Here is a 24,788-nt window from a genome sequence, read left to right as displayed (position 1 = left end):
AAAAGAGGGAAGGTGTTATAATGTTTGACATATTATCATGGTTTTATAGGTATATATTTATTTTTTTACTTGCTTGTTTTCTCTTAGTCAGCATCTCAATATATTTTTATAATAAAAGAATGCTTCAACCTTTTTTATCTGTAATAATTATTGTTACCGCAGCCTCTTCTTTTGCGCTTTTATCCATCTGGGGGGAAACCATTGACTACAAAGCGGTATATATAGGTCTTATATTCTGTTTGAAATATATAATTGCTAGAATATTGCTTATTAAGATTTTGAGAATAAAAGATATATTGTTATATGACATAGTAAATATGCTATTGGCAGTAGGCTTGGCAATGCTCTATAGATTAAGCCCGGATTATGCGGTAAGGCAAAGCCTTTTCACCATATTAGGCGATACTACATATTTCTTTTTATTCTATCTGCTGAAAAAAATAGATATAAAAAAAGACTATTCCAAACAATTGGGGCTTGTTATTCTGGTGACATTAATAATAACACAATTTTGGGGCATATCTATTTCCGGTTCAAAGAATTGGATAGAAGTACTTGGTTATAGATTTCAACCTTCTGAATTCTTAAAGATTCTATTTGTTATTTATATCTCCGCTATTCTTAGCAGAGGCTTAGCCAAGAATATTTTTTTATATTCAAGCTCCTCAATAGTTATTGCCGCATCTTTCTTCGCCTTGCAGCGTGATTTAGGTTCTGCCCTTATATTCTCTGCCGTATATCTTATCCTTTTGTTCGTTACTGATGACAAGATATACCCTACACTATTGTCTGCCGCGGCAGCTTCCGTTATGGCCGTTATAAGCTTCTATACATTCAGCCATATTAAATCCAGAGTTGAGGCTTGGTTAAATCCCTGGAGATATGTTTCCGGTAAATCATATCAAGTTACTCAATCACTATTTGCTATAGCTGCCGGCGGATTATTGGGTACAGGCTTAAATCTTGGAAATCCTAAGTTTATACCGGCAGTTCATACTGACTTCATTTTTTCTGCGATATGCGAAGAAACAGGCATAATCAGCGGCATTATAATGCTTTCGCTGTTATGCATGGCCACATTGATCGGCCTGAACTTCAGTAAAAACTGCAAAGAGCCTATCAATAGGCTCATTTGCTTAGGCCTTTCGTCGATGACCGGCATACAGACATTGATAATAGTATCCGGTGTTTTAAATATAATACCTATAACCGGTGTTACATTGCCCTTTGTCAGCTATGGAGGAAGTTCGCTGATATCTCAGACTATGAATATCGGTATTTTGTATTTTGTGAGTATGAATGAAAAAGGTGATAAGGATGAATGATTATATAAAACGTCAAAACTTAGTCAAATGGTTCTTCATTATTTTTTTTGTTGGAATCGTTGGATATTTATTAGTTTTCAACTTTTTTCAATCAAAATATATATATTCAAATTCTTATAATAAGAGATTAAGGAAGGAAAATTCAGATATTATCAGAGGGGATATCCAGGATAGAAACGGAGTTGTTTTAACGAGCAGCAAGATTCACAAGAATGCTATACAAAGAAATTATGCGTATGGCCGCAGTTTCTCCCATATAATAGGATATTCTGCAAAAGCATTAGGCTCTACCGGCATTGAGGCCCTATACGATCAGGAATTGTCTTCTGCAAATGCTATAGAAACTTTAAAAGGAAAGGCCAAAGGCGAAAAGATAAAAGGCAATGCAGTAAAACTGACCTTGGATAAAACGCTTCAAGTATATTCCTCAGATTTGCTGAAAGGAAAAAAAGGTGCCATAGCAGCTCTGAATCCAAAAACCGGTGAAATCCTGGCTCTTGTCAGTAAACCTGATTACAATCCTTCTAATGTTACAGAAAACTGGAATGATCTAATAGAAGATAGAAACAGTCCGCTGCTGAACAGGGCTTTGGACGGGCTATATCCGCCGGGATCAATATTTAAAGTAATAACTACCTCTTCTGCTTTAAATAATAACTATAAAGATTTTGAAATAGACTGTTCAGGTAAAATAAATATTGAAGGATATGAAATAAAAGACAGCAATGACAAAGCTCATGGCCAAATTGATTTAAATAGAGCTTTCACATTATCATGCAACTCCTATTTTGTTAGCCTGGGACTTGAATTGGGGAATAATAACATATACAATGAAGCAATCAAATTCAAATTTAACAAAGGCATTCAAGGTGATATAAAATCTAAGAGCAGCAATTTCAGCAGAAAGAGTGATAATAAGTCTTTGGCCCAGCAATCCATCGGACAAGGAGATGTTCTGATAACTCCAATTCATGCGGCAGCTATTGCGGCAATTATAGCTAATGACGGAGTGTTAGCACCTCCTTATATGGTTTCAGAAATAACTGATATGACCGGAAAGCCCATTAAAAGCTTCAAGCCTAAAGCAGGGGAAAAAATAATTAGCAAGGAAAACGCAGATATTATTAAGAGCATGATGATCGATGTAGTAAAAACGGGAACAGGAAGAAATGCAAGAATCAGCGGAGCAAAAGCTGCAGGTAAAACGGGTACTGCAGAAAATCCTCAAGGCAAAGCACATTCTTGGTTCATCGGCTTTGCACCTGCCGAAGACCCCCAAATAGCGATTGCAGTAATTATTGAAAATGGAGGAAGCGGCGGCAGCAATGCTGCTCCAATTGCAGGTAAAGTAATGAAAAAAGCTTTAGCTGGTATAAACAAATAAGTTAACATATAAAAAGGAAAGCCTTGGACCGGCTTTCCTTTTTATTATTACTTATTTCTTCACCTTTTTTGATTTTATCCTTTGAAGCGTGAATATCACAGCGATAATTGCAATACCTATTATATCGGTATATGCTCCCGGATCTATACAGAGAAGCCCGCCAATGAATAAAGCTATCCTAAATAGTTTATTAACCCATGTCAGGAAGTAGCCCTGCACTGCAACGCCTACGGCAAACATGCCTATTAAGGAAGTAGCCAATATCTGAATTATTTCTACGGGCGTTGTGTTTATAAGCAATAATGCGGGATTCAATACAAATATATAGGGTATTATAAAAGCAGCAATTGCTAATTTGCTCGCATTTATTCCGGTCTTCAGCGGATCACTGCCTGCAATGGCTGAGCCCGCGAAAGCTGCCAAGGCAACAGGAGGTGTAACGTCTGCGATTATTCCAAAATAGAACGTGAACATATGAGCTGCCAAAGCAGGCACCCCTAGCTTCATAATAGCGGGAGCCGCTATTGTTGAGGTGATGATGTAGTTTGCAGTAGTTGGTGCTCCCATACCCAGAATCAATGATGTTATCATAGTAAATATTAAAGTCAGGATCAGGTTTCCGCCCGCCATGGTAACAAGTCCATTTCCAAGCTTTAAGCCCAGTCCTGTCAAAGTAACCGTCCCAACGATTATTCCTGCTGAAGCACAAGCTATTGCAACACCAAGTGCACTCTTTGCGCCTGCTTCCAGAGCCTCCATGAGCATTTTCAGGTTCAATCTGGTTTCTTTTCTGACAGCTCCAGCCAGAACAGATATTATTATGCCGTACAATGCGGCCTTAATAGGGGTCGCTCCATTCATAAGGAAATAGACAATGGCCACTATAGGCAATAATAAATATCCGCTTTGGAGCATAACCTTCCTAAATTTGGGCAGTTGATCGGCTTTCAATCCTTTAAGCCCTGTTTTCCTGGCTTCAAGGTCAACCATTATCCAAACTCCAGTGAAATATAATATTGCAGGTATAACAGCAGCTTTAGCTATGGTTATATAAGGAACACCGATAAATTCAACCATTAAGAATGCAGCAGCACCCATTATAGGAGGCATGATCTGGCCTCCTGTTGAAGCCGCTGCTTCAACGGCGCCGGCAAACTCAGGCTTATAACCCAAACTTTTCATAAGAGGAATTGTAAAGCTTCCTGTACCAACAGTATTGGCAACAGAGCTGCCTGAAATAGTTCCTGTCAAGGCACTGCTCAAAACAGATACCTTAGCCGGTCCGCCTACCGCTTTACCGGCAATAGAATTTGCTAAGTCAATAAAGAATTTGCCTATACCGGTTTTATCCAGGAAGGAACCGAATAATATGAACAGAAATATAAATGTAGAAGAAACTCCGATAGGAATACCAAGAATACCCTCTGTAGTATAGTACATATGGCTTACTATCCTGGATAAGGAATAACCTCTGTGATTTAAGAAGCCTGGCATATAAGAACCAAACTTAGCATAAAGCAGGAATGTTCCCGCTATTATGACTATCGGCAGCCCTACCACTCTTCTGGTAGCTTCGAGAACCAAAAGAATTGCCAGCACTGCGATCACAATATCAAGTGGTGTTTGCTCTCCGGCACGATAAATCAATGCTTCATAATTAAAACTTATATACAAGCCTGCTACAGCACCTAATATTGCCAGGCAAATATCCGACCAATGAATTTTATCTTTGGGCATGCTTGATTTGGCAGGATACAATAAATACGCAAGGACCAATGCAAAGGTAAGGTGCACAGACCTCTGTATCTGGGCGGGTAAAACGCCTCTAAATGCGGTATATAAGTGAAATAAGGAAAATAATATAGCTAAAACTGATATAAACCTTCCTGTAAATCCCGCAACCTTCCTATAAGCTGATTCCTTATCGTATTTTGCTATTATCTCATTAAAATCTATCTCTTTTACCTCTTCTTTTAGGTTTTTTTCTTCACTCATGATATAACCTCCTTAAGAGTGCATATAGTGATACCATTTTTATTTTAAAAATTGCTGACTTCCCGGGTTCTACAAAATCAGATAAATAATATGTCTTATTATTTATGGTCAAGCTATGATTTGCAATGGTTCCAACGAATATAGAAAATGAGTCCATCTTTATATCTAAATTATCGATCTGCACCATCCCATCGACTAAGACAGGCTTTTGCTTATAATCCTCAAAATCAGGCATACCTGCGCCATAGGCATAAAAAGTTGTTTTATAAACAATAAAATGATCATCTTCAATCCTGTAATACTCATTTACAGGCATTCTATTTACTGAATGAATGAAACTGGTATAAAACTCCTTATTGTCAATCATTCTATCATTAAAAACAATCTTACCTGTTTCTGCGTCAGTAATAGTAAACATACTGAACAAAGGCATAAAAAATACTGTTGCGACTATTGCAGCTGCAATAATAAATACGAATTTCTTAGCTTTCATCTGAAAATACCGGACCGGAATTACCGGTCCGGTTATCTCCTCCGTGATTATTTAATTAAGCCTTTTTCCTTGAAGAATTTTTCAGCGCCGGGATGGAATGGTATGGAAATACCATTAACAGCCTTTTCCAGAACTAATTCCTGGCCTTTTGCATGAGCTTGGGCCAGTTCAGGCTGATTTTCGAATAATGCCTTTGTAATATTGTATATGGTATCCTCAGAAGCCTGTGAGTTAGTAGCTAATGTAGCCATAACTGCAACAGTTTTAACATCAGAATCCTGTCCATTATATGTGCCTGCAGGAATAGTATACTCTACGAAAAATGGATATTTTTCAGTCAGGCTCTTTATAGCTGCATCGGATAGTGAAACCAATGAAATTTTATTCTGTGCTCCGATGTCCTGTATTGCAGCATTTGGAATACCGGAAGTTACAAAGAAGCTTTCTATATGCTTGTCCTTGAAAGCATCTGCAGATTCTGAGAAGGATAGGTAACTGACATTCATATCATTATAAGTAAGTCCGGTAGCATCCAGTATCTGTCTTGCGTTTGCTTCAACACCGCTGCCCGGAGCTCCGACAGAAACCTTCTTGCCTTTTAAATCATTCACTTTAGTTATGCCGCTGTCAACAGAAGCAACGATCTGAATGATTTCAGGGTATAATGTAGCTATTCCTCTTAAATTTTCGATTTTGCCGTCTTTAAATGCTTCTACGCCATTATAGGCATAATCTAGCATATCGTTTTGAAGAATTGCCAATTCTGCTTCATTTTTGCCAAGAAGCTTGCAGTTTTCAACAGATGCACCAGTTGCCTGAGCAGTAACGTTCATGTTTTCAATCTTTGAATTGAAAATCTGAGCCATTGCACCGCCATAGGGATAATAAGTACCGGAAGTGCCTCCTGTAGCTAAGATCATATTTACTTTTGCAGGTGCGCAAGCAGTAAATACTACAGCAAACATGAGCATTAATGCTAATACTATTGCTATTTTCCTTTTCATAAAACCCCTCCTAAATAAATTTAATAAGTCTGCAATATAATTGTAATATTGCCGTAACACAAAATAACAAAAAAAAACTCAAACTAACGCCATTGTTAGAAAATTAGGAAACTTTGCACATATTAAAAGGGATTTTCATATTCTTCTATCATCATAAGCAATCTTCTTATAAAGGTTTTTACATTGATTTTACCGCCAGTTTTGCTTTTGCCTCTAATATAGTCCATCTCACTCTTTATCTCTATGTAGTCAAATAAAGAAGAGCTGTAGAGCATAAACTTTTCATTTGCAAAATCTTCAATGCCCAAAGTAGCAATATTTTTCATAGCTTTCCCTACTGCTCTTCTAATCCTCATTTCTACCGTTTTGCTTTCTATGCTCAAGTTCTCAGAACTGGAGGAATGGCTTTCATGAACGAGTCTAAACAGATCCGGAAGCTGCATCTCTTCCAGCGCATAGTTCAACGCCTTGTCTTTAATGAGAACGGAGCAAATTTTAACAATATCCTTGCTGCCAAGCTCTCCTATAATTCCTATATCAGATAAAATCTGATTAATAAACTTTTTATTCTTATCCATAATGGTATATTCACTCGCAGTATCATCCTTCTTGAGCTGCAAGGCTGCTGACTCAATCGTTTGAAATGTCCTGCGCAAGGTTAAATATTCTTTAACCTTTTTTATTACATTTACTACCTCTATCACATTAATAGGTTTATTAATAAAAAATTCTATGCCGTTTTCATAGGCTTTCCCGATGATATCCTTAGAACTTACTTGAGACAGCATAATAAAAACGCTCTTAATATCCAGGGATTTTGTCTTTTTTACTACTGCTATGCCGTCTTTCATCGGCAAAAGCAAGTCAATGATCACTATATCGGGTCTGTGGCTTACTACCAGTTCTTCACCCCTAACCCCATTTTCTGCTTCGCCCAAAACTTCACCCAAATCATACTGCTCGATTATTCTTGTAAGCACACTTCTTACGCTTCTGTCATCATCTACAACAATAAAGCTATGCATTGAAATTACCTCCCACTTATTAACTCATCAGTCGGGAAAGCAAGCATGAATTCTTTTTCGCCTCTTCTCGCAGAATTTATGCTTATCGTACCATTTAAATGCTCTGTCAGCATCTTCACGTGAGCAAGCCCAAGTCCGGTTGATATCAAGCCTGTATTCGGATCATACTTTGATGTATAGCCCGGTTCAAAGATTAACTCCTTTACATCATCAGATATTTCTTTGCCATTATCAATAATTCTAAAAACAGCCCTGCTATTATCTATCTCACTTATAACGCTTATATAAGAATTATCATTCAAGCATGCTTCTATAGAATTCTGTATCAAATTATTCAATATAGAAATAATAATGAAAAACTTATCGGTCTCATAGTCTTTTTTTACCTTGAAAGATAGCTTGATATCTTTGTTGAGCCCTTCAATATAAAGAACAAATAAGCCTTGGATTACATCAAAGATCTCACTTATCTCCATTGTATTTCCTGCCTCTCTTGCAGGGAGTATCTTTTCCATATTGAGCACTATTCTATTGTAGTCTTTCTTAATTTCATGGATCTGTATGGATAATTCCAATGAATCAGATCTTAATTGCTCTCGTTCTCTATCCGTAAGCTTTTCTTCGTCATTTAGCCTATTATATATGGAATAGCTTTTTCCCATGGCATTTTCAATATCTTGCATGGACTTTTTCAGAAAAAATATCTCCGATTTCATCTTGGCTGTGATAACGATCAGATCATTATATCTTCTTTGATGCTCTTCCTTAACGATTATAAGATTGTAATATTTGATAGTCAAAAATAGGCAAAGGATTATGGAGGAACGTATTATTGCAGTTAAAACTACGGTCTCTAATATTGATTCGAAAGGATTGTTTATAAAATGATTTCTAAGGACCAATTCTAAAAAATTTGAAGCGATATCTGCAAAAATGATGATAAATAAAAATTGCAACGGCTTGTCCGCATGAGCTCTAAATTTCAAGCGATCTATTATTATACCATAGCAAATATAAAAAAATGATGCAGGTATATGTCTGGAAAGTGATATTTCAAAGCTATTATTATGTAATAAAACATCTATTGCCGTTCTGGTTATCAAGACGAAAACAGCAACTAACACTGCAGTATCTGCAATAGTCAGATTTCTAAAATATAATAAAAGAAATGGAAACAAAATAACGGCTATAGTAATTCTAAACTCGGTTCCAAAGGGATAAAAATGAATTTGCCCCATGATAGCTGTAAAAAAGGCAACTATAAGCATCTCTTTTAAGTTTTTATTCATTTGAGATACACATCCTGGAGTATATTTTTAATATTATTTTACATTTGTTAGACTATTTTGTAAAATATTTTATTTACTCTTTGATATTTTCTATAATAGAACTTATGATCTTAATTCCTCTTTCAATATCATCAGCACTGACTCTGGAAAAGCCTAATCTGAAAGCATCCTTTCCCTCATCGTTTATATAAAAGATATCTCCCGGTGTGAATATAACACCTTTCTTTATGCATTCATTCAACAAATTCCTTGAATTGATGCCTTTATGCTTTATAAATATGTGAAGGCCCCCATCTCCATAAAGCATGGCTTGTGGAATATTTTGCCTAACAGCAGCTACCGCTGCTTCGTATTTTTGTTTATAAACCTTTCTGGCTTTCTTTATATACTTCTCAAAAGAACCTTCTCTAAAGAACTCATATAGAATTGCTTGGTCCAAAAACGAAGTATGAATATTTCTGCTTCTCTTTACACTCTCCAAGTAATCTATTAAATCCGTATCAGCCACAATCCAGCCAATCCTTAACCCGGGAAAAAGGACTTTAGAGAAGCTTCCGATGTAGATAACTCCGTTTCCCCTGCACCCTATTGCTGCAATGGGGGATATATGGGAACCAAAATATCTCAATTCCTCATTGAAGCCATTCTCTATAATGGGGATATCATTGCCGGCTAAAATATCATAAAGCTCAATTCGTCTTTCCCAAGGCATTGTAATGCCTGTAGGGTTGTGATAAGAAGGGGTTATATAAGCCAGTTTGACCTTATTTTTTCCAATTATTTTTTTTACCTCCTGAATGCTTATCCCTTCCCCATCCATATGTGCGCCTAAAATGTCAAGCTTCTTCAGCTTCATTATCTTAAGCGCCGTATTATGGGTAGGATTCTCGCATAATATTGAATCTCCATCCTTCGTAAGTGAAGAGAGCAGAATTTCAAAGGCTTCTGTAAAGCCATTGGTTATCAAAATACTCTTGCCTTCAGTATTAATCCCTTTGCTTTCCATATAACCGGTCAAATAATCAAGCAATGGCTTATATCCTTGCGCATAACCATAATTTAATATCTTGTAGCCTTCCAATGATATTATATTCATAAAAGCCCTTTTAAAATCCTCCATAGGAAACAGCTCCGGTTCTGGTGAAATGCTGCTCATAGGTATCATTTTCTTCTCCCAAACAGCTTCCTGCTTAACAATATCAAGGCCTCTGGCTTCTCTTGCATATTCATTTATTCTGGGTTCCCATTCAGTGACCCATCCTCCGCCAGAACTGATATTTATGTCTGATACAAAAGCCCCCTTGCCTTCTATTATATTTATGAAACCATCGTCAACCAGAGATTCATAAGCAGAAATTACAGTGTTTCTGCTTACTTTCATCAAAGAAGAAAGCTCCCGGGTTGATGGCAGCCTTTCTCCTTTCTGCAGCATACCTTTAGCTATCATGGTTCTAAAGTAATTCTTTATTTGAATGTATATCGGTTGTCCTTTATCAATCTCGATATTGTGGAACATTTTTTCACCCCAAAATATTAATGGCAATAGTCATCCTATTACCATTTTTACATATATAGCATTAAAAATAAAGCTTATTAATTTCTTGATTTGAGAGATAGCTGAATTATTTTATCTAGAAACTGTAAAAAGTCCAGCCCATAAGCCTTTGCACTTTTCGGGAAAAGACTGTTTTTTGTGAGGCCGGGAAGCGTATTTATCTCTAAAACGTAGATATCATCTTCTCCAATTATTATATCCACTCTTGCATATACACTGCATTTTAAATGCTTCCAGCATTTTCGCGCAGCCTCCTCAACTTTCTCCCTGATGGGCGACTCAAGCTCTATTATCACCTCATCGGCTCCTCCATCCAAGTATTTTGAGCTATAATCAAAAAAATGAGACTTCGGTTTGATGGCTATCACCGGAAGCAATATCCCGTCCATCATGCAACAAGTTATTTCTGCTCCTTTGATGTATTTTTCAATCATGACCTCACTATCAAATTTTAAAGCTTCGGCAACAGCTTCTTCGATATCTTTCTCATCATTTGCAATAGCAGTGGCAACACTGGAGCCTCCGCTATTGGGCTTAACGACTACAGGATATCCGATGGCATCAACCCTGGCCAGATCCAGTTTATCTGCACTGTTTAATATAAACCAGTCCGCCGTACTAACTCCCACAGTCTTAAGTATACTCTTAGTGATGCTCTTATCCATACATACCCCGCTCGCCAAGGGACTGCAGCCGGAATAAGGAATGTCCAAAGTCTCAAGTACTGCTTGAACTATGCCATCCTCGCCGAACTTGCCATGCAATGCTATAAAAGCAAAATCTATATCTCTTGTTTTTTCTATTATATCTTCTTTCTTGTCGATAATAATAGGAACCACTTCATATTTATTTTTATCTAAATTATTAGCGATTTCTCTTCCTGTGTTCAAGGAAACTTCCCTTTCCGAAGATATGCCACCCATAATAACTCCTATTTTCATTCAAACACCATCCAATCAAAAATATAGTAAAAACAGTCTATTATCATTCTAACATGATAATAGACTGTTTTTTAGCACCACAGGAGTAATTTTTTTGACTCAGAGCGGTATGGTTTATAATACAAATCCTATCATTCTTAAAACCTCAAAATAATCTTGTGATTCAAATATCAAGATGTTCGCGCCTGCCTTCCTCATGCCCGGATAATAGGACATCTTATTTGCGTAAGTATGCTCCTTAAAGCATATTTCAACATTAAATCTATCCGGCAAGCTTATTCTGGCTTTATTAAAGTCTTGCTTTAACGATTTTTCTGCATTTTCTCTTATGAGCTTTAGAGATCTGGTTGTTGAAATACATATTGCGGCTGAGCCTATTCCCTCTTTCACTTCCACTGTATGCAAGCATGGATGAATCTTCTTCCCATCTTCACATAGCATTTTATCTCCCGATAGAAATACCGTTGGTACGCCTTCGCAAGCTGCGGCATAGCTATATATCATGAATTCGCTTGCATATTCTCCGTTTATTTTTATGTATAACGGTCCGGATGTCATAGTATGAGATAAGGGATTGCCTTCTCTCCCGGCGGCACTATGATATCCGACGAACATTGCTGCATCAAAAGTATCATCGATTCCTTGAACCATAGAATAAGGATGACCCGACCACCCTCTTATCAGCTTTGCACACTCGGGCAATTTTGTAATATCAATGTTCGCTGCCGTGTCGTGGGCATCTTTAATCACTATTTCATCAGCACCGGCCGCTATTGCACCTTCACATGCTGCTGCCACCTCTTTTGTCATCTGCTCTGCATAGATTGAATAAAAGTTCTTTTGTGCTTCACATTCATCCCATCTTATCGTAGAAGTGATGCCCTCCATATCGGCGCTTATAAATATTTTCATCATATTCCCCTCCTATTTTAAAGCAATCTGCTCTCCTTTTAATTTCATATAATCTCTCAGTGTTTCTCGAGTTTTGCCCTTTACGCCTATAACCTTTCCGCTGGTGATCATAGAATTTAACACAGCCTCTTCCTCACACTCAGCTACTGCTCTAAATACAACATTGAGCTTGTCCTCTTTAAGAATCTTGATGTCAGTTATTTCGTTATCAAGATAACTTTTAAGAACATTTCCGATAGAAAATGCAATCATTATCTCTCCGCTCCCATGTCCCATAAATGAGCCCAATCTTGCCAACCCTACTCCCGCTCTCTTGCATACCCTTCTCAACTGCCTGCTGCTAAGAGGTATATCTGTAGCTATTATTGAAATTACAGAACCTTTATCCTCTTGTGGTTTGATATCCTTTTCTTTAGAAACTCTGTCATCAATATGAACCCCATTGATGCATAAATCCTTTAGTAACCCATGATTGGATAAGACCAATACTCCTACAGTATAGTCCTGTCCTTCCAATTTTATAATGCGTGATGCTGAGCCTATACCCCCCTTAAGCTGATGGCAGCTCATGCCCTTTCCCGCACCTACATCTCCTTCAGCAAAGTCTGCCGTCGCTTCTTCTATAGCTTTATATACATGCTCCTTTTTTACGGCCCTCAGCTGAATATTATTCAAATAGCTGTCGTTGCACTCGCATACCACCGGATTAATGGACTCTACTTCCACATTTTCCTTTTTGCATTCTTTTATCATATAATCCACAACTGCATCATGGACGAGGCCCACATTCAATGTATTGGTCAAAGCTATGACGGACTCAAGGCTTCCCAGTTCATCAATCTGTACAAGTCCTAAAGTTTTCCCAAAGCCGTTTAACACATAAGAGGCAGCAATAAGTTTGTTTGTAAAAATATTCTCTTTCATCGGAAGTATAACTGTCACACCTGTTTTGCTCTCCTCAGTATCGATTGTGCAATGTCCTACCTTAAGGCCTCTTACATCCGTAATTTTATTTAGCTTTCCTTTTGGCAATTCGCCAATCTTTACTCCATAATCTTCTATTCTATTTTGCTTTGTCATTATTATTCCACCTCATTATTTTTATGAAGAACCCCATTTCCATCATGCTGCGAAGATTCTTCTTAAAATTTCTCTTTGTCCTTCTCCGCTAACTCAACGCAGCGCCTGGCTAATATAAGAACAGGATCTATATATTCTTCCGGCACACCTATCTGTTCAGCCAGGAGAGGGAGTTCGGTACACCCCAGGATTATTGGGATGTATTTATCATCTATATATTTTTTTACCAGACATTCAAATTCTGCCGGACTTACATCAAATTTACCGGACTTTACCTTGTATATCCAACTCATAACAACTTTTTTATCAGCGTCATCCGGTTCTATTATATTCAGTCCATATTCTTTGAATATTTTTTTATATATTCCTGATATATACGTGCCTTCTGTAGCCAGCAGCAAGAAATCGCCGACGTCTGGTTTTGTAAATTTTAAAAATGCTGCGGTTTCACCTATCATATTAATTAAATATGCCTTTGTATATCTTTTTATATAATCATAAAAAAAGTGCGCCGTGTTGCATGGCATGGCTATATAATCAGCGCCCAGCATTTCTAATCTGATAAGCGATCTTATAAGCTCTATTTTAGGGTCTTGCCCTCCACCTAGAATATATTGGGTTCTATCAGGGATCTGTGCATTGCTGTCTATTACTATATGGATATGATCTTGGTCCTTAGATGCATGAGTAGAGTCAATAATCTTCCTGAACAAATCGCATGTAGCCGCCGGACCCATACCTCCCATTATTCCCAGAATCATATTGTCACCTCGGTGTATTATTTATTACACCTGTGTTTATTGCAATTTTCATGCCACATAAAAAGTTTTCATATATCCTGGGCCTCTCAAGATTTTCATGAATTTTAGGGATGCAATTCAGCCCATTTACACACCCATTTATCCATTAACTACTATTGAAGATAGTATGCTATCGCCTTTCTCAGTCAGCACAGTGCCTTTTCTTCCAGTACTAATCTCGACAAGCCCTAACAGCTCGGCGCTGTTCAGCAAGCTTCTTATCTGGCCTTCCGTCAATGGCAATCCTTCTTCCTTTGCCAGGCTTGCCAGATAACGTCTCCCTACCCCGTCTGAATTCTTCATTTTGGCCAAAATCCATATCATATTATTTCCTAAAACTTCCTTTAGTACAGATTCTCCCAGTCTGGTCTGATTATCAGTTATATATTCGGGAAGCCTAGTTTTATCTATTTTTTCCCCATTCTTAGCAGTGCTTATTATATACTCAACAGCGTTCTCAAGCTGCCTGATGTTACCGGGCCAGTCATAATCAATCAATACCTGGACCGCGTCGTTTTCCAGAACCTCATATATGCTGTTGTATTTGCCGACGCTATATCTTTTCAAGAAATAATTCGAAAGAACCAGAATATCTGTTTTTCTTTCCCTCAGGCTCAGTGTCCTGACAGGAAGGACATTGAGCCGGTAATATAGATCTGCTCTAAAATTGCCTTTTTTTATTTCTTCTGCCAAATTGCGATTTGTAGCAGCGATGAACCTCACATCTATAGGTATTTCTTTGAGGCCCCCCACCCTCCTTACCTGCCTTTCCTGTATCACCCTCAATAACTTGCATTGGAATTCTAAAGAAGCATCTCCTATTTCATCCAGAAAAATTGTTCCTCCATGAGCTTCTTCAAAAAGCCCTCTCCTGCCGCCTTTTTTGGCTCCTGTGAAGGAGCCCTCTTCATATCCGAATAGTTCGCTTTCCAATAGACTCATGGGCATGGATGCAAAATTTACAGGCACAAAGGGCCCGCCCGCTCTCTTTGAAGCACAGTGAATAGCTTGAGCGATCAGCTCCTTGCCCGTGCCGCTTTCCCCTTGAATCAAAATTGTGGAATCAGTATCAGCAAAGCCTTTTACGTTCTCCATCAATCTGCTCATGCTGCTGCTTTCATATATGATATCATCAAAGGTATAAAAATTTGACCTTGTAGACTTTGTTGTCCTTCTGCGAAGCTCATGCTCATTTTTTTCAATATCTTCACTTTTTTCGAAAGTATATATGATTCCGTCCTCACTGCCGCTTCCTTTAACCACTTTAGTGGTAACAAACAGTTCTTTTCCTTTTATCATAATAACATCAATTCTGTCATGATGATAGCTTTCACCCAGTTCCGGCAATATATCTATAATATTTTCTCCTATAACATCTTCCCATGAGCATTCCAGAATATTATAAAGCTCTTGATTTCCGGTTATTATATTTCCGTCTTTGTCTATGTATATAATTGCCTTTGTCAAACAATTTGCAACGGTCTCAAGCCTGCTGCTGATAATTTTCATATCTTTTGCACTATCATTGATCCTGTTCAAAAGTCCAATGATCTCATGAATATATTGGGAAGAAAGCCTGTCGCCCAGGGCATCCATTAAGCCAAGCCTTTTAGCTATATCAGCTACTGTAGTGATATCAATTTGTCTCGTGCCAATATCTATAACCTTCTTTACCTCATAGGGCACAAGATGGGGTTCTCCTACAGTAACTCCTATATCTAGCCCTGGGTATGCGGCTATTCCAGGATAATATGGATAATACTTAATATAGTTGACTCCAAGGGCTTGCAGCTGAGTTATAGCTTGATAGGTAGACTCAGCCCTGTCGTTAATTAGAAGTACCTCGGTGGCTTTAGGCAGGCTCAATAGTTCTGAAATATACCTGTGATTTATGACCCTGCGAGCCGGGACATAATTCATGCCTTCATCTATCAGGCTTTGAACTTTTTTATCTATTGTTTGAGGAGATGATAAAACAACAAGAGTATTTGCCGTATCAAATTCTAAATCATCTTCCAGACAATAAGGCTCGATCTCCGCATATTCTCCAAAGATTTTCTCCAGCTGCATCGCCAGATTAATTGAAGTCACCTTTCCCGGGCTGATTATTGCAATCTTCTTCATTTTCCTTTCTCCTCCTTAGCATACTGATTCTTGTGATAGATGAGGGTAATTAAAAGACTATGAGATTTCATATTAATGTAATTATTATATACTTATTAAGAAAAAATAACTTCAAAAACAAGCCCATCATAGAAAAATAGCCGATCCAGATGTATTTAACATCGAAACGGCGAATATTTCTTCCTAAATATTTATTTTCAACACTTTATATAATGTTTATGCTCAGTCGTTTTCCAGAGTATCCTATGGCTACTCCATAGGACTTAGGCTTAAGTATTTTTGGTAAACTCATTGCGGCACTTTGGACAGATGATGCGTATTTTGCCTTTGCCTCTTGGGACCCGAAGCCTTTGCCCGCACTGGGTACATTTGAAATAACGATACGATTTGCCGCCTCTTGCACGATTTACAAACTGAATAAGCTTCAATTTTATTGGATTCCACCACTGTAAAAATTTCATATTCTCTTCTCTCCGCTTATTAATGTTTTTTGAAAACATCCTGGCGTAGCACAGAATTAGAATTATCATAGCAAAAATATTGAAAATACCTGATCCTATAAGCGAATTAACAACTAAAAACACAATGCTCAACATAAGCATAGCATTTGAGAGCTGGTCCATACCATAGCGTCCTATCATCAATTTTTTAAACCAATTCATCCTTCTTACTCCTTATATACTATTTGTTTTTTCTGTTTTAATATCTTTACTTGCCAGTCGCACAGATACAGATTCACCAATAAGTTTGTATATTATTGAGCATATGGGGACAAAGACCATCATCCCTAGTATTCCCAAAGTGCTTCCCCCCAATATAACCGCAGCAAATACCCAAATGGCCGGCAATCCTATGGAGGTTCCCACAACACGGGGATATATTAAATTTCCTTCTATCTGCTGCAAAACAATTATAAATACTATAAACCATAATGCTTTGATAGGAGACACCATCAGAATCATAAAGACGCCCAGAGCCGCTCCGATAAATGCGCCAACCAGCGGAATCAATGCTGTAAATCCGATAAGAACAGAAATTGTTGCCGCATGCGGAAACCTGAAAATAATCATCCCCATAAAGCACAACGCCCCAAGTATCACAGCTTCTGTAAACTGTATTGCGACAAAGCTATAAAAGGTTTTATAAGAGAGCTTGGATATATAAACAATTCTGTCTGCGCTTTTCTCAGGCAAGAATGCATAGATAAGCCGCTTCGCCTGATAAGTCAGCTTCTCCTTGCTCATCAATATATAAATAGCAAAAATAATGCTCATCACCAAAGTAACTGTACCGCTAAATATAGAAGAAACAGCAGCCAGCGCAGAACCTAATACTGTAGATGTGCCGCTTTTTATAAAATTTGCAAGAGAGCTCCCAATTCTATCCCAATCGAACTGTAAGTTTACTATCCATTGTCTCAACTCGGGTAACTGACCAGACCATTTCTCTGCCCAAATTTGTATTTCTGTAAAAAATGCTGGAGCCGTGTGTTTTATAATGGTGAAAGTGTCAACCATTTCAGGAATAACTAAAAAAGCTACAAAGAAAATTATGGCTGAGGCCATGATAATAGACAAGAGCAAGCAAGTGATACGGCTAATCTTTTTTATGATTGTTTTCTTGGGTAAAGGAAATAATAAGCGCTCCAGCATTTTCATAGGAACATTTAAAATAAACGCAATGGCCAATCCCATGATCAGCGGCGATAACAATGCAAAAATCGACTTTAAATAATTTATCACTGAGGTCAGATTTTGCAGCCCGGAATAGAAAAGAACTGAAATCATGACTATAAATAAAATCTTTTTAATATTTTTCTGCGATAGCTCCATAATACTCACTTCTCTAAATTAATTTTATGTGCGGCAATACCTATCGCACATTATATAATGTTATATTTAAAACAATGCTTTGTCAATGTGTTAAGGCTGTTTATTACTAAAAAAAGTCAGAAGTAAAATCAGAAATAAAACAAAAAAACTTGCAAAGCATAAAACCTTGCAAGTATTATAATCATATGGCTCCCGGTTAAGGACTCGAACCTCAACAAACTGATCCAGAGTCAGTTGTGCTACCATTACACAAACCGGGAACATTTCATCAACGAAATATATATTATCATGTTTTCTTATGTTTTGCAACATTAATTTCTCATTTTGCTGCAGAATAATCATAAAAGGTGCCTTTAGGCACCTTTTATCAATTACATTATTTCAAAAGAGTCCTTACCTACTCCGCATAAAGGACAAACCCAATCCTCTGGCACTTCTTCCCAAGGTGTTCCGGGAGCTATGCCGCTGTCCGGATCTCCCAACTCAGGATCATAGACATAACCACACGCTGTGCATACCCATTTATCCATTTTGAATACCTCCTTAAATTTCAGATATTATTGTACATAGATTATAGCATCAAATGGATAATAATTCTAGATTAATTTATAAAGTTTTCAAAACTTTGCCCAGTCTCGTTATTCCCTCTACTATTTTGTCTTCAGGCATGCAGGAATAATTTAATCTAAAGTGGTTTTCATTTCCGCCATTTGGATAGAAAGAACCGCCGGGTACGAATGCAACCTTCTCTTCAAGCGCTTTTTTTAGCACCTCTGCTGCATCAACGCCTTCCGGAAGCTCAACCCATGTAAAAAGGCCACCGTTGGGGTAAGTAAACTTAACGTTCCTGGGAAATTCTTTTTCCATGGTCTCTATCATCAGCGTTCTTCTTCTGCCGTATACTTCTATTATTTTATTGATATGCTTATCAATATCAAACATTTGAACAAATGCAGCGGTCTCTCTCTGGGCCATGCTGTTGCACTGCAAATCTGCCCCCTGTTTAACCAATACATATTTTCGCACAATTTCCGGTGAAGCAGCAACCCAACCAACTCTCAAACCGGGAGAGAATGTCTTTGAAAAAGTGCCCAGATATATTACCATTCCAGCTGTATCAAAGTGCTTAACAGCAGGGATTCTCTCGCCTTCAAACCTTAGATCGCCGTATGGATTATCCTCTACAATAGGTACATTATATTTTACCGATAACTCTACTAGTCTTTTTCTTCTCTCGAAACTCATGGTGATTCCGCTTGGATTCTGGAAATCTGGTATTGTATAGATGAATTTCGCATTCGGATTAGCCTCCAATGCTTTTTCCAATTCATCCATTTTCATTCCTTCATTATCCATTTCTACTTCTACGAATCTGGGCAAATATGACTTAAAAGCATTTAAAGCTCCTAAATAGCTTGGGCTTTCGCATATAACAGTATCCCCTTCATCCAAAAATACTTTGCCTGAAAACTCCAAGCCTTGCTGGGATCCGCTTGTTATTAGTATGTCGTCTGCTGGGATTTCAATACCTGAATACTTCATTCTCTCAGAGATGATCTTTCTGAGCGGCAAATAACCTTCTGTAGTACTATACTGCAATGCTGCCTTGCCATCGGTGTCAAGTACTTTAAGACAAACCTCCTTCATCTCCTCAATGGGAAACAACTCCGGTGCAGGCAAACCCCCTGCAAAAGAAATAATCTCAGGCTGTTCCGTCAGTTTTAAAAGCTCTCTGATGGCAGAACCCTTGATGTATTCCATTCGTTTTGCATATTTAATAGACATAGTTAATAAAACCCCCTAAAATATTATGCCCGTCATCCTATGTATACATCCTCCAATACTATTGTACATTATATTTAATTTTAAAGCTATCAAAAAATATTAAGGACAAATAGCATATGCTATTTGTCCAATTCTTTAATAATTTTAACTGAAGCACTGGCGCCTATCCTTGTAGCCCCGGCATCTATCATCTTCAAAGCGGTGTCAAGATCCCTAATGCCTCCGGAAGCTTTTACACCCAAATCCGGTCCTACTGTTTTTCTCATCAATGCCACATCAGCTTCTGTAGCACCAGATGCTGAAAAACCGGTGGATGTTTTTACATAATCAGCACCGGCAAGCTTTGCTATTTTGCAAGCCTCACCCTTCTCTTCATCGCTTAGCAAGCAAGTTTCTATGATCACCTTCAGCAGTGCTTTGCCTTCACAAGCTTTGGCTACACCGTCAATATCCTCTTGAACATAGCCTAGCCTTCCCTCTTTTAAAGCCCCAATATTTAGTACCATATCGATTTCTTTTGCGCCATTTTGTATTGCTTCTGCAGCTTCAAAGGCTTTCACCGCCGAGGTGCTGGCACCCAAGGGAAATCCTATTACCGTGCAAACCTTTACCGAAGAATCTCTCAGCATACTGTAAGCTAGCTTAACAAAGCATGGGTTGATACATACTGAAGCAAATCCATGCTCCAAGGCCTCATTGCATATTTTTATTACATCTTTTTCTGATGCTTCAGGCTTTAGTATGGTATGGTCTATATATGAAGCTAAATTATTCATTACTTTATTATTTCCCCCATATCTCCATTAGAGATTCCGGCAGCGTTTCCTTCCTCAATATCAATATGCATATCAAGAGCGTATTCAGGATGAACCCTTACTACCACATTTTCAAACACCACTGCTCTTTCTTTGCCAACTCTTACTTTTACTATATCTTTATCTTTCAACCCGAATTTTGGAGCATCACTTGTATGCATATGGATATGTCTGGCTGCTACTATGACTCCCTCTTCCAGCTTTATTTGACCCTTAGGTCCCACTAAAGTGCATCCCGGAGTTCCTGCAGTGTTTCCAGAAGCTCTTACTATCCCTTCAACACCCATAGTCCTTGCATCAAACATGGATATTTCCACTTGTGTAGCAGGTCTTACAGGTCCGAGTATTCTCACACCTTTTAACGTTGATTTTGGTCCAACTATGTCCACCTTTTCCTCGCATGCATATTGGCCAGGCTGAGAAAGGTCTTTCATATTGGTCAGTTCATGTCCTTCTCCAAAAAGGATGTCTAAATCTTTCCTGGTTACATGAAGATGACGGTTTGACATAGCCACCGGTATAAATTTTTCCATAAATACCCTCCTAAAATTAATTTTCTATTGTTGAATAATATGCATTTAGCATTATTGCGCACTCTATTCTTTTGCGCTGTAATTTGCATTCCAGTTCATAAGGCACTTTTAAATCTCCGCAGAATGCATCTGCATTGGCCTGGCAGCCGCCGCTGCAATAAAACTTTGCCCAGCATCCGCTGCATTTTTCCTTATGATATACCGAATTGTTTGAAAAACTATCCTGAAGCTCTCCATCATTGATTCCTGTATAAACATCACCCATCTTATACCCATCTCTGCCTACAAATTGATGGCAGGGATACAGATCGCCATCGGGAGTAACAGCGAAATATTCATGGCCTGCACCACATGAAGCCACTTTTTTGTATACGCAGGGGCCTCCGTCCAGATCTACCAGATAATGATAGAATCTGAAGCTCTTGCCCTGCTTCTCGTATTCTATCATCTTCACCACAAGCTTTTCATATTCCTTCATTATTGTATCCAGATGCTCTTCTTTCAGAGCATAGTCCATATCGGGAGAAGCGATAACCGGCTCTATAGAAATTTCCTTAAAACCTTCGTCGGCCAAGGCAAGCACATCATTTACAAAATCAAGGTTGTAAGCAGTAAATGTGCCTCTGATGTAATGACTTTTATCTCCCCTTTTTTCTAAAAACTTTTTTATCTTTGGCAAAATTATATCATAAGTTCCTTTGCCATTTATAGTTTTTCTCATACCATCATTTATATTTTTTCTGCCATCTATGCTGAGAACCACATTATCCATATTCTCATTCAAGTACTCTATTGATGCATCATCCAATAATGTTGCGTTTGTTGTCATAGTAAATCCTATACGCTTGCCAAATTCTTTTTCCTTTTCTCTTGCATATCCTATAGTGGCCTTTACCACTTCAAAATTAAGCATTGGCTCTCCGCCAAAGAAGTCAACTTCAAGTCTTTTCCGATTTCCTGAGTTAAGGATCAAAAAATCTATAGCTTTCTTTGCCACCTCGAGTGGCATCAGCTTTCTTCCACCATGGTAGTCTCCCGTCGACGCAAAGCAATAGCCGCATCTTATATTGCAATCATGAGCAATGTTAAGACATATCGCTTTAACTTGGAAATCATTCTTTCTTGATAAGACCATATCTCTATATGTATCATCAGAGAAAAGCAAGCCTTCATCCTTAAGCTTTATGACCTCTGCTAACGCCTCTTTAATCTCTTTGCCATCATATTTATCCTCAAGTCTTTTTACAAGATTGGCTTCAAAGGGATCTGTTAACATGTCCAAAATATCATAGATTATATCTTCCACTACATGAACAGAGCCGCTGTTTACGTCCAAAACAATATTTAGTCCATTCATCTTATATTTGTGTATCATCAATATTAGTCCTCTCCATCAAAATTACCATTAATAATTCTATATCATATTGAATCTGCTGTCAAACCTGAAGGACATACAAAAACCGCCCCGCAGGGCGGAAATATTATTGGGGTATGGCTTCATTCAATTCTTTTGTGAGCTCATCTGAATCTATACCATATCGTTGGGCAGCCTGCTCAACAGACATATACAATGCTCCGCCTCAGCCAAAGCATTTAATCCCAAAATTTTTAAAAATATATTCCAAATCCGGATATTTAAACAAGATATCATCTATTATCATTCTTTTGTCTATCATCATTTCACCTCCAAATTTGAATCAAGATATTTAACAGCGCTTAAAGCTGCAGTGCTTCCTTCTCCAACCGCTTTAGAAATCTGAAAGGGTTTGCCGGCACAATCACCGCAGGCATAAACCCCGGGAATACTTGTTGTCATCAGCCTGTCAACCTTTATTGAACCATCCTCGAGTTCAAGGCCTTCTAGTAATTGATTTACAGGCAGAACATTCCTGATAAAAAATACTGCATCCACATCTATATTTCCCTTAGAAGTAGAAAGTGATGTAACTCTATTTTCATTTCCAATAACTGATATTGGTTTTGCTTCTATGACTTTAATACCATTAATTTCTTCGAAGCTTGTTTTATAAAGAGGCAAATAGTATACTTTGGAGCATATCTCACTTAAGAACCTTGCTTCTTCCTCTCCTTCTTCGTTTTCAGACACTATAGCAACAGCCTTATTCTTATACAACGGACCATCACAGGTAGCGCAGTATCCCACACCCATTCCAAGATATCTCTCTTCTCCTTCGATTAAACTGTTCTTCGCCTTTCCTGTAGCTATGATCAGCGTCTTTGCATCGTAAAAATTGTTCCCTGCATTTATTGTAAAGTAATCTCCCATATTAAGTATGTTGTAGGCCATTTCGTTCTTCTTTTCAATTTTCATACCACGCATGTGCTTTTCAAAGCTCGATAAAAGCTCTGCCCCGCTTATGCTGCTTATTCCTAAATAATTATCTATGCTTGGAGCCTTGCTCAAGCCGGTAACCTTTTCATTGCCTGCAAGCATTATAAAGCTTTTTTTTCGAATTTTGAGATTCAGAGCTGCAGACATAGCAGCAGGGCCTCCGCCAATGATCGCTGAATCAAACATTGACAATACCTCCATCCATTAAAATTATCTATATATTTTATCCTCCATCCGCTCTAACGGCTCATCTACTATTACATGTTCAATGTTGAGCGCCATACCTTCAACGCTAAGCAGCACCTTTTTGATACCCTTCAGCTCAGTCATTGTATTCACCAGAGAGCTGATCGTCATATCTTCTCCTGCTGCTCCCCCCCAATGCTTTGTATACATTTCTTTTGAAAAGTCAACAAGAATAGTGTCTTCCTGTATCTCAACATTCAAAACTTTAACATCACTGGGTATTGTTTTATATAGATTCTCTTCATTGGGACCCTTTATCAATTCTTCCAACACCAATTTCGCAAAATCTTCTTCAGTCATATCTTTATCTGCTTTAACAGTGCGATATTCAGGCACAACAAATTGAGCCTGTGAATTGGCGAAATATAACACAATTTCTTTTTCTACAGTATCGGGTTCAACTGTTTCAACGGTATTGTCGACCGTATCATCTATTGGAGAAGTGCCCTTTTTAGGAGCACTGCAGCCTGCAATACCAAAAATAATTATAAGCAAAATAATCAAAAATCTTTTCATAATAATTTAGCCTCCATCATCTTGCATCAGCATGTTTTTTTATGTATTTAAGCACAATAGAAAGTATAAACAAAATAAACTGAGCAGTCAAATAATATGTTATTATTCTAAAGGCAATATCCGAAAAAAAACCTTCGGGGAAAATATTAACAAGTCTGTCGGCATTAGGGTCTAGAAGCCATAGATCATTGGTAAAGAATATTTCGTGAAAAATCGTAAAGTACTTATAAAAATCAATATTGATTAAAATAATCAATAAAGCTATAGGTAATACACCGGCTATTGATGACATCAGCAAAGCTTTCCCTAAATCAAAGCTTATCGTTTTATTATATTTAAGCATTAATATTATAAACAGTAATAAAATCAAAATACCATTTCTGATATTGCGTCCAATAATAAACAGATTCTTTACATCAACCATGTGCAGCTTATCCCTAGCACTGAAAAATTCCTGTTCTATACCATTTACCATTGTCTGAAAATCCAGATCTTTTCTGTTGTCTCTAAGATAATTCAGCAGCTTTGAAGTCGAATCCATTAAATCTTTTTGCTCAATAGCCAAGTTTTCTGAAATATTATATTTTTCATATTCAGCCCTATAATAATTAATATCGAATGCTGCAATTTCTGTTGAAGTAAGCAGAATAAAAAGCGGCAAAGCTAAAGCTAATATAATATATGAGATATTTCTCAAAGCTTTGTTTAACATAAAAGATGCTCCTTGCTGAATTTCTTAAAATTTTCATTGCCTTATAAACCAAATTATATCATAAATCCA

At 37.7% G+C, this 24,788-nt stretch carries 23 protein-coding genes and 1 tRNA gene; 2 read left to right on the top strand and 22 right to left on the bottom strand.

Going from position 1 to position 24,788, the window contains the following annotated elements:
* The first annotated feature begins 20 nt into the window (after positions 1–20).
* Both AC4HCY_RS11630 and AC4HCY_RS11625 read left to right on the top strand, forming a co-directional pair.
* Positions 21–1,325 (top strand): FtsW/RodA/SpoVE family cell cycle protein, encoded by a 1,305-nt coding sequence (locus tag AC4HCY_RS11630; RefSeq protein ID WP_491094313.1) that lies wholly within the window; start codon positions 21–23, stop codon positions 1,323–1,325.
* Complete coding sequence (locus tag AC4HCY_RS11625; protein ID WP_491094312.1) at positions 1,318–2,709, top strand: peptidoglycan D,D-transpeptidase FtsI family protein; 1,392 nt, start codon at positions 1,318–1,320, stop codon at positions 2,707–2,709. The genes AC4HCY_RS11630 and AC4HCY_RS11625 overlap by 8 nt, the downstream gene beginning before the upstream one ends.
* 51 nt (positions 2,710–2,760) lie before the next feature.
* Here AC4HCY_RS11625 and AC4HCY_RS11620 read toward each other — a convergent pair whose 3' ends face one another.
* The 22 genes from AC4HCY_RS11620 to AC4HCY_RS11515 all read right to left on the bottom strand — a co-directional run bounded on the left by AC4HCY_RS11620 (position 2,761) and on the right by AC4HCY_RS11515 (position 24,719).
* Positions 2,761–4,704 carry a TRAP transporter permease gene (locus tag AC4HCY_RS11620; RefSeq protein WP_323430426.1) on the bottom strand — a complete coding sequence of 648 codons (1,944 nt, stop codon included), beginning with the start codon at positions 4,702–4,704 and terminating at the stop codon, positions 2,761–2,763.
* Positions 4,697–5,197: a DUF1850 domain-containing protein gene (locus AC4HCY_RS11615; RefSeq protein WP_323430427.1), complete on the bottom strand. Its 501-nt coding sequence runs from the start codon at positions 5,195–5,197 to the stop codon at positions 4,697–4,699. Before AC4HCY_RS11615 ends, AC4HCY_RS11620 begins: the two co-directional genes overlap by 8 nt.
* 47 nt (positions 5,198–5,244) lie before the next feature.
* Positions 5,245–6,201: a TAXI family TRAP transporter solute-binding subunit gene (locus tag AC4HCY_RS11610; protein WP_323430428.1), complete on the bottom strand. Its 957-nt coding sequence runs from the start codon at positions 6,199–6,201 to the stop codon at positions 5,245–5,247.
* A 122-nt stretch (positions 6,202–6,323) separates the two neighbouring features.
* A complete protein-coding gene (locus tag AC4HCY_RS11605) occupies positions 6,324–7,226 on the bottom strand; it encodes a response regulator (protein WP_323430429.1) in 903 nt (300 codons plus the stop codon).
* A 5-nt stretch (positions 7,227–7,231) separates the two neighbouring features.
* Positions 7,232–8,515 carry an ATP-binding protein gene (locus AC4HCY_RS11600; protein WP_323430430.1) on the bottom strand — a complete coding sequence of 428 codons (1,284 nt, stop codon included), beginning with the start codon at positions 8,513–8,515 and terminating at the stop codon, positions 7,232–7,234.
* Positions 8,516–8,588: 73 nt separating this feature from the next.
* On the bottom strand, positions 8,589–10,031 hold the full coding sequence (gene pdxR / locus AC4HCY_RS11595) for a MocR-like pyridoxine biosynthesis transcription factor PdxR (RefSeq protein ID WP_491094311.1): 1,443 nt from the start codon (positions 10,029–10,031) through the stop codon (positions 8,589–8,591).
* A gap of 77 nt (positions 10,032–10,108) precedes the next feature.
* On the bottom strand, positions 10,109–11,011 hold the full coding sequence (locus tag AC4HCY_RS11590) for a D-alanine--D-alanine ligase (RefSeq protein WP_491094310.1): 903 nt from the start codon (positions 11,009–11,011) through the stop codon (positions 10,109–10,111).
* Between the two features lie 114 nt (positions 11,012–11,125).
* Positions 11,126–11,926: a M55 family metallopeptidase gene (locus AC4HCY_RS11585; RefSeq protein ID WP_491094309.1), complete on the bottom strand. Its 801-nt coding sequence runs from the start codon at positions 11,924–11,926 to the stop codon at positions 11,126–11,128.
* 9 nt (positions 11,927–11,935) lie between these two features.
* Positions 11,936–13,003, bottom strand: coding sequence for a DmpA family aminopeptidase (locus tag AC4HCY_RS11580; protein WP_491094308.1), 1,068 nt, complete (start codon positions 13,001–13,003; stop codon positions 11,936–11,938).
* Positions 13,004–13,065: 62 nt separating this feature from the next.
* Positions 13,066–13,764: a cysteate racemase gene (gene cuyB, locus AC4HCY_RS11575; RefSeq protein WP_323430435.1), complete on the bottom strand. Its 699-nt coding sequence runs from the start codon at positions 13,762–13,764 to the stop codon at positions 13,066–13,068.
* Between the two features lie 138 nt (positions 13,765–13,902).
* Complete coding sequence (locus tag AC4HCY_RS11570; protein WP_323430436.1) at positions 13,903–15,927, bottom strand: sigma-54 interaction domain-containing protein; 2,025 nt, start codon at positions 15,925–15,927, stop codon at positions 13,903–13,905.
* A gap of 269 nt (positions 15,928–16,196) precedes the next feature.
* On the bottom strand, positions 16,197–16,589 hold the full coding sequence (locus tag AC4HCY_RS11565) for a zinc ribbon domain-containing protein (protein ID WP_323430437.1): 393 nt from the start codon (positions 16,587–16,589) through the stop codon (positions 16,197–16,199).
* Positions 16,590–16,601: 12 nt separating this feature from the next.
* Complete coding sequence (locus tag AC4HCY_RS11560; protein WP_323430438.1) at positions 16,602–17,759, bottom strand: AI-2E family transporter; 1,158 nt, start codon at positions 17,757–17,759, stop codon at positions 16,602–16,604.
* Positions 17,760–17,945: 186 nt separating this feature from the next.
* Positions 17,946–18,019: transfer RNA gene (locus AC4HCY_RS11555), tRNA-Gln, on the bottom strand.
* Positions 18,020–18,130: 111 nt separating this feature from the next.
* Positions 18,131–18,289 (bottom strand): rubredoxin, encoded by a 159-nt coding sequence (rd, locus tag AC4HCY_RS11550; RefSeq protein WP_255228302.1) that lies wholly within the window; start codon positions 18,287–18,289, stop codon positions 18,131–18,133.
* 76 nt (positions 18,290–18,365) lie between these two features.
* Positions 18,366–19,544, bottom strand: a complete 1,179-nt coding sequence (locus AC4HCY_RS11545; RefSeq protein ID WP_323430439.1) for an aminotransferase-like domain-containing protein — start codon at positions 19,542–19,544, stop codon at positions 18,366–18,368.
* Positions 19,545–19,663: 119 nt separating this feature from the next.
* Positions 19,664–20,320 carry a deoxyribose-phosphate aldolase gene (gene deoC, locus AC4HCY_RS11540; RefSeq protein ID WP_323430440.1) on the bottom strand — a complete coding sequence of 219 codons (657 nt, stop codon included), beginning with the start codon at positions 20,318–20,320 and terminating at the stop codon, positions 19,664–19,666.
* Positions 20,320–20,892 (bottom strand): phosphate propanoyltransferase, encoded by a 573-nt coding sequence (gene pduL / locus AC4HCY_RS11535; RefSeq protein WP_323430441.1) that lies wholly within the window; start codon positions 20,890–20,892, stop codon positions 20,320–20,322. The genes deoC and pduL overlap by 1 nt, the downstream gene beginning before the upstream one ends.
* Positions 20,893–20,908: 16 nt before the next feature.
* A complete protein-coding gene (gene scfB, locus AC4HCY_RS11530) occupies positions 20,909–22,267 on the bottom strand; it encodes a thioether cross-link-forming SCIFF peptide maturase (protein ID WP_491096112.1) in 1,359 nt (452 codons plus the stop codon).
* Between the two features lie 300 nt (positions 22,268–22,567).
* Complete coding sequence (locus tag AC4HCY_RS11525) at positions 22,568–23,431, bottom strand: NAD(P)/FAD-dependent oxidoreductase (RefSeq protein WP_323430442.1); 864 nt, start codon at positions 23,429–23,431, stop codon at positions 22,568–22,570.
* A gap of 24 nt (positions 23,432–23,455) precedes the next feature.
* The gene (locus AC4HCY_RS11520; protein WP_323430443.1) at positions 23,456–24,007 is read right to left on the bottom strand and encodes a GerMN domain-containing protein; all 552 of its coding nucleotides are present in this window, start codon (positions 24,005–24,007) and stop codon (positions 23,456–23,458) included.
* Between the two features lie 16 nt (positions 24,008–24,023).
* Entirely contained in the window at positions 24,024–24,719 is a 696-nt protein-coding gene (locus AC4HCY_RS11515) for a TIGR01906 family membrane protein (RefSeq protein WP_491094307.1), read from the bottom strand.
* Positions 24,720–24,788: the final 69 nt, after the last annotated feature.

The sequence above is a fragment of the Lutispora sp. QWL-02 genome, assembly GCF_058315355.1.
This window is presented reverse-complemented; position numbering and strand designations above follow the sequence as displayed.

What these genes read in the sequence shown, in the direction of transcription:
- AC4HCY_RS11560 (WP_323430438.1), bottom strand. Translation starts at nt 17,759, where the DNA reads ATGGAGCTATCGCAGAAAAATATTAAAAAGATTTTATTTATAGTCATG.
- deoC (WP_323430440.1), bottom strand. Translation starts at nt 20,320, where the DNA reads ATGAATAATTTAGCTTCATATATAGACCATACCATACTAAAGCCTGAA.
- AC4HCY_RS11515 (WP_491094307.1), bottom strand. Translation starts at nt 24,719, where the DNA reads ATGTTAAACAAAGCTTTGAGAAATATCTCATATATTATATTAGCTTTA.
- AC4HCY_RS11565 (WP_323430437.1), bottom strand. Translation starts at nt 16,589, where the DNA reads ATGAATTGGTTTAAAAAATTGATGATAGGACGCTATGGTATGGACCAG.
- AC4HCY_RS11545 (WP_323430439.1), bottom strand. Translation starts at nt 19,544, where the DNA reads ATGTCTATTAAATATGCAAAACGAATGGAATACATCAAGGGTTCTGCC.
- AC4HCY_RS11590 (WP_491094310.1), bottom strand. Translation starts at nt 11,011, where the DNA reads ATGAAAATAGGAGTTATTATGGGTGGCATATCTTCGGAAAGGGAAGTT.
- AC4HCY_RS11520 (WP_323430443.1), bottom strand. Translation starts at nt 24,007, where the DNA reads ATGAAAAGATTTTTGATTATTTTGCTTATAATTATTTTTGGTATTGCA.
- pduL (WP_323430441.1), bottom strand. Translation starts at nt 20,892, where the DNA reads ATGGAAAAATTTATACCGGTGGCTATGTCAAACCGTCATCTTCATGTA.
- cuyB (WP_323430435.1), bottom strand. Translation starts at nt 13,764, where the DNA reads ATGATTCTGGGAATAATGGGAGGTATGGGTCCGGCGGCTACATGCGAT.
- AC4HCY_RS11620 (WP_323430426.1), bottom strand. Translation starts at nt 4,704, where the DNA reads ATGAGTGAAGAAAAAAACCTAAAAGAAGAGGTAAAAGAGATAGATTTT.
- AC4HCY_RS11625 (WP_491094312.1), top strand. Translation starts at nt 1,318, where the DNA reads ATGAATGATTATATAAAACGTCAAAACTTAGTCAAATGGTTCTTCATT.
- AC4HCY_RS11525 (WP_323430442.1), bottom strand. Translation starts at nt 23,431, where the DNA reads ATGTTTGATTCAGCGATCATTGGCGGAGGCCCTGCTGCTATGTCTGCA.
- AC4HCY_RS11610 (WP_323430428.1), bottom strand. Translation starts at nt 6,201, where the DNA reads ATGAAAAGGAAAATAGCAATAGTATTAGCATTAATGCTCATGTTTGCT.
- AC4HCY_RS11615 (WP_323430427.1), bottom strand. Translation starts at nt 5,197, where the DNA reads ATGAAAGCTAAGAAATTCGTATTTATTATTGCAGCTGCAATAGTCGCA.
- AC4HCY_RS11580 (WP_491094308.1), bottom strand. Translation starts at nt 13,003, where the DNA reads ATGACAAAGCAAAATAGAATAGAAGATTATGGAGTAAAGATTGGCGAA.
- AC4HCY_RS11630 (WP_491094313.1), top strand. Translation starts at nt 21, where the DNA reads ATGTTTGACATATTATCATGGTTTTATAGGTATATATTTATTTTTTTA.
- AC4HCY_RS11605 (WP_323430429.1), bottom strand. Translation starts at nt 7,226, where the DNA reads ATGCATAGCTTTATTGTTGTAGATGATGACAGAAGCGTAAGAAGTGTG.
- pdxR (WP_491094311.1), bottom strand. Translation starts at nt 10,031, where the DNA reads ATGTTCCACAATATCGAGATTGATAAAGGACAACCGATATACATTCAA.
- AC4HCY_RS11600 (WP_323430430.1), bottom strand. Translation starts at nt 8,515, where the DNA reads ATGAATAAAAACTTAAAAGAGATGCTTATAGTTGCCTTTTTTACAGCT.
- AC4HCY_RS11570 (WP_323430436.1), bottom strand. Translation starts at nt 15,927, where the DNA reads ATGAAGAAGATTGCAATAATCAGCCCGGGAAAGGTGACTTCAATTAAT.
- rd (WP_255228302.1), bottom strand. Translation starts at nt 18,289, where the DNA reads ATGGATAAATGGGTATGCACAGCGTGTGGTTATGTCTATGATCCTGAG.
- AC4HCY_RS11585 (WP_491094309.1), bottom strand. Translation starts at nt 11,926, where the DNA reads ATGATGAAAATATTTATAAGCGCCGATATGGAGGGCATCACTTCTACG.
- scfB (WP_491096112.1), bottom strand. Translation starts at nt 22,267, where the DNA reads ATGATACACAAATATAAGATGAATGGACTAAATATTGTTTTGGACGTA.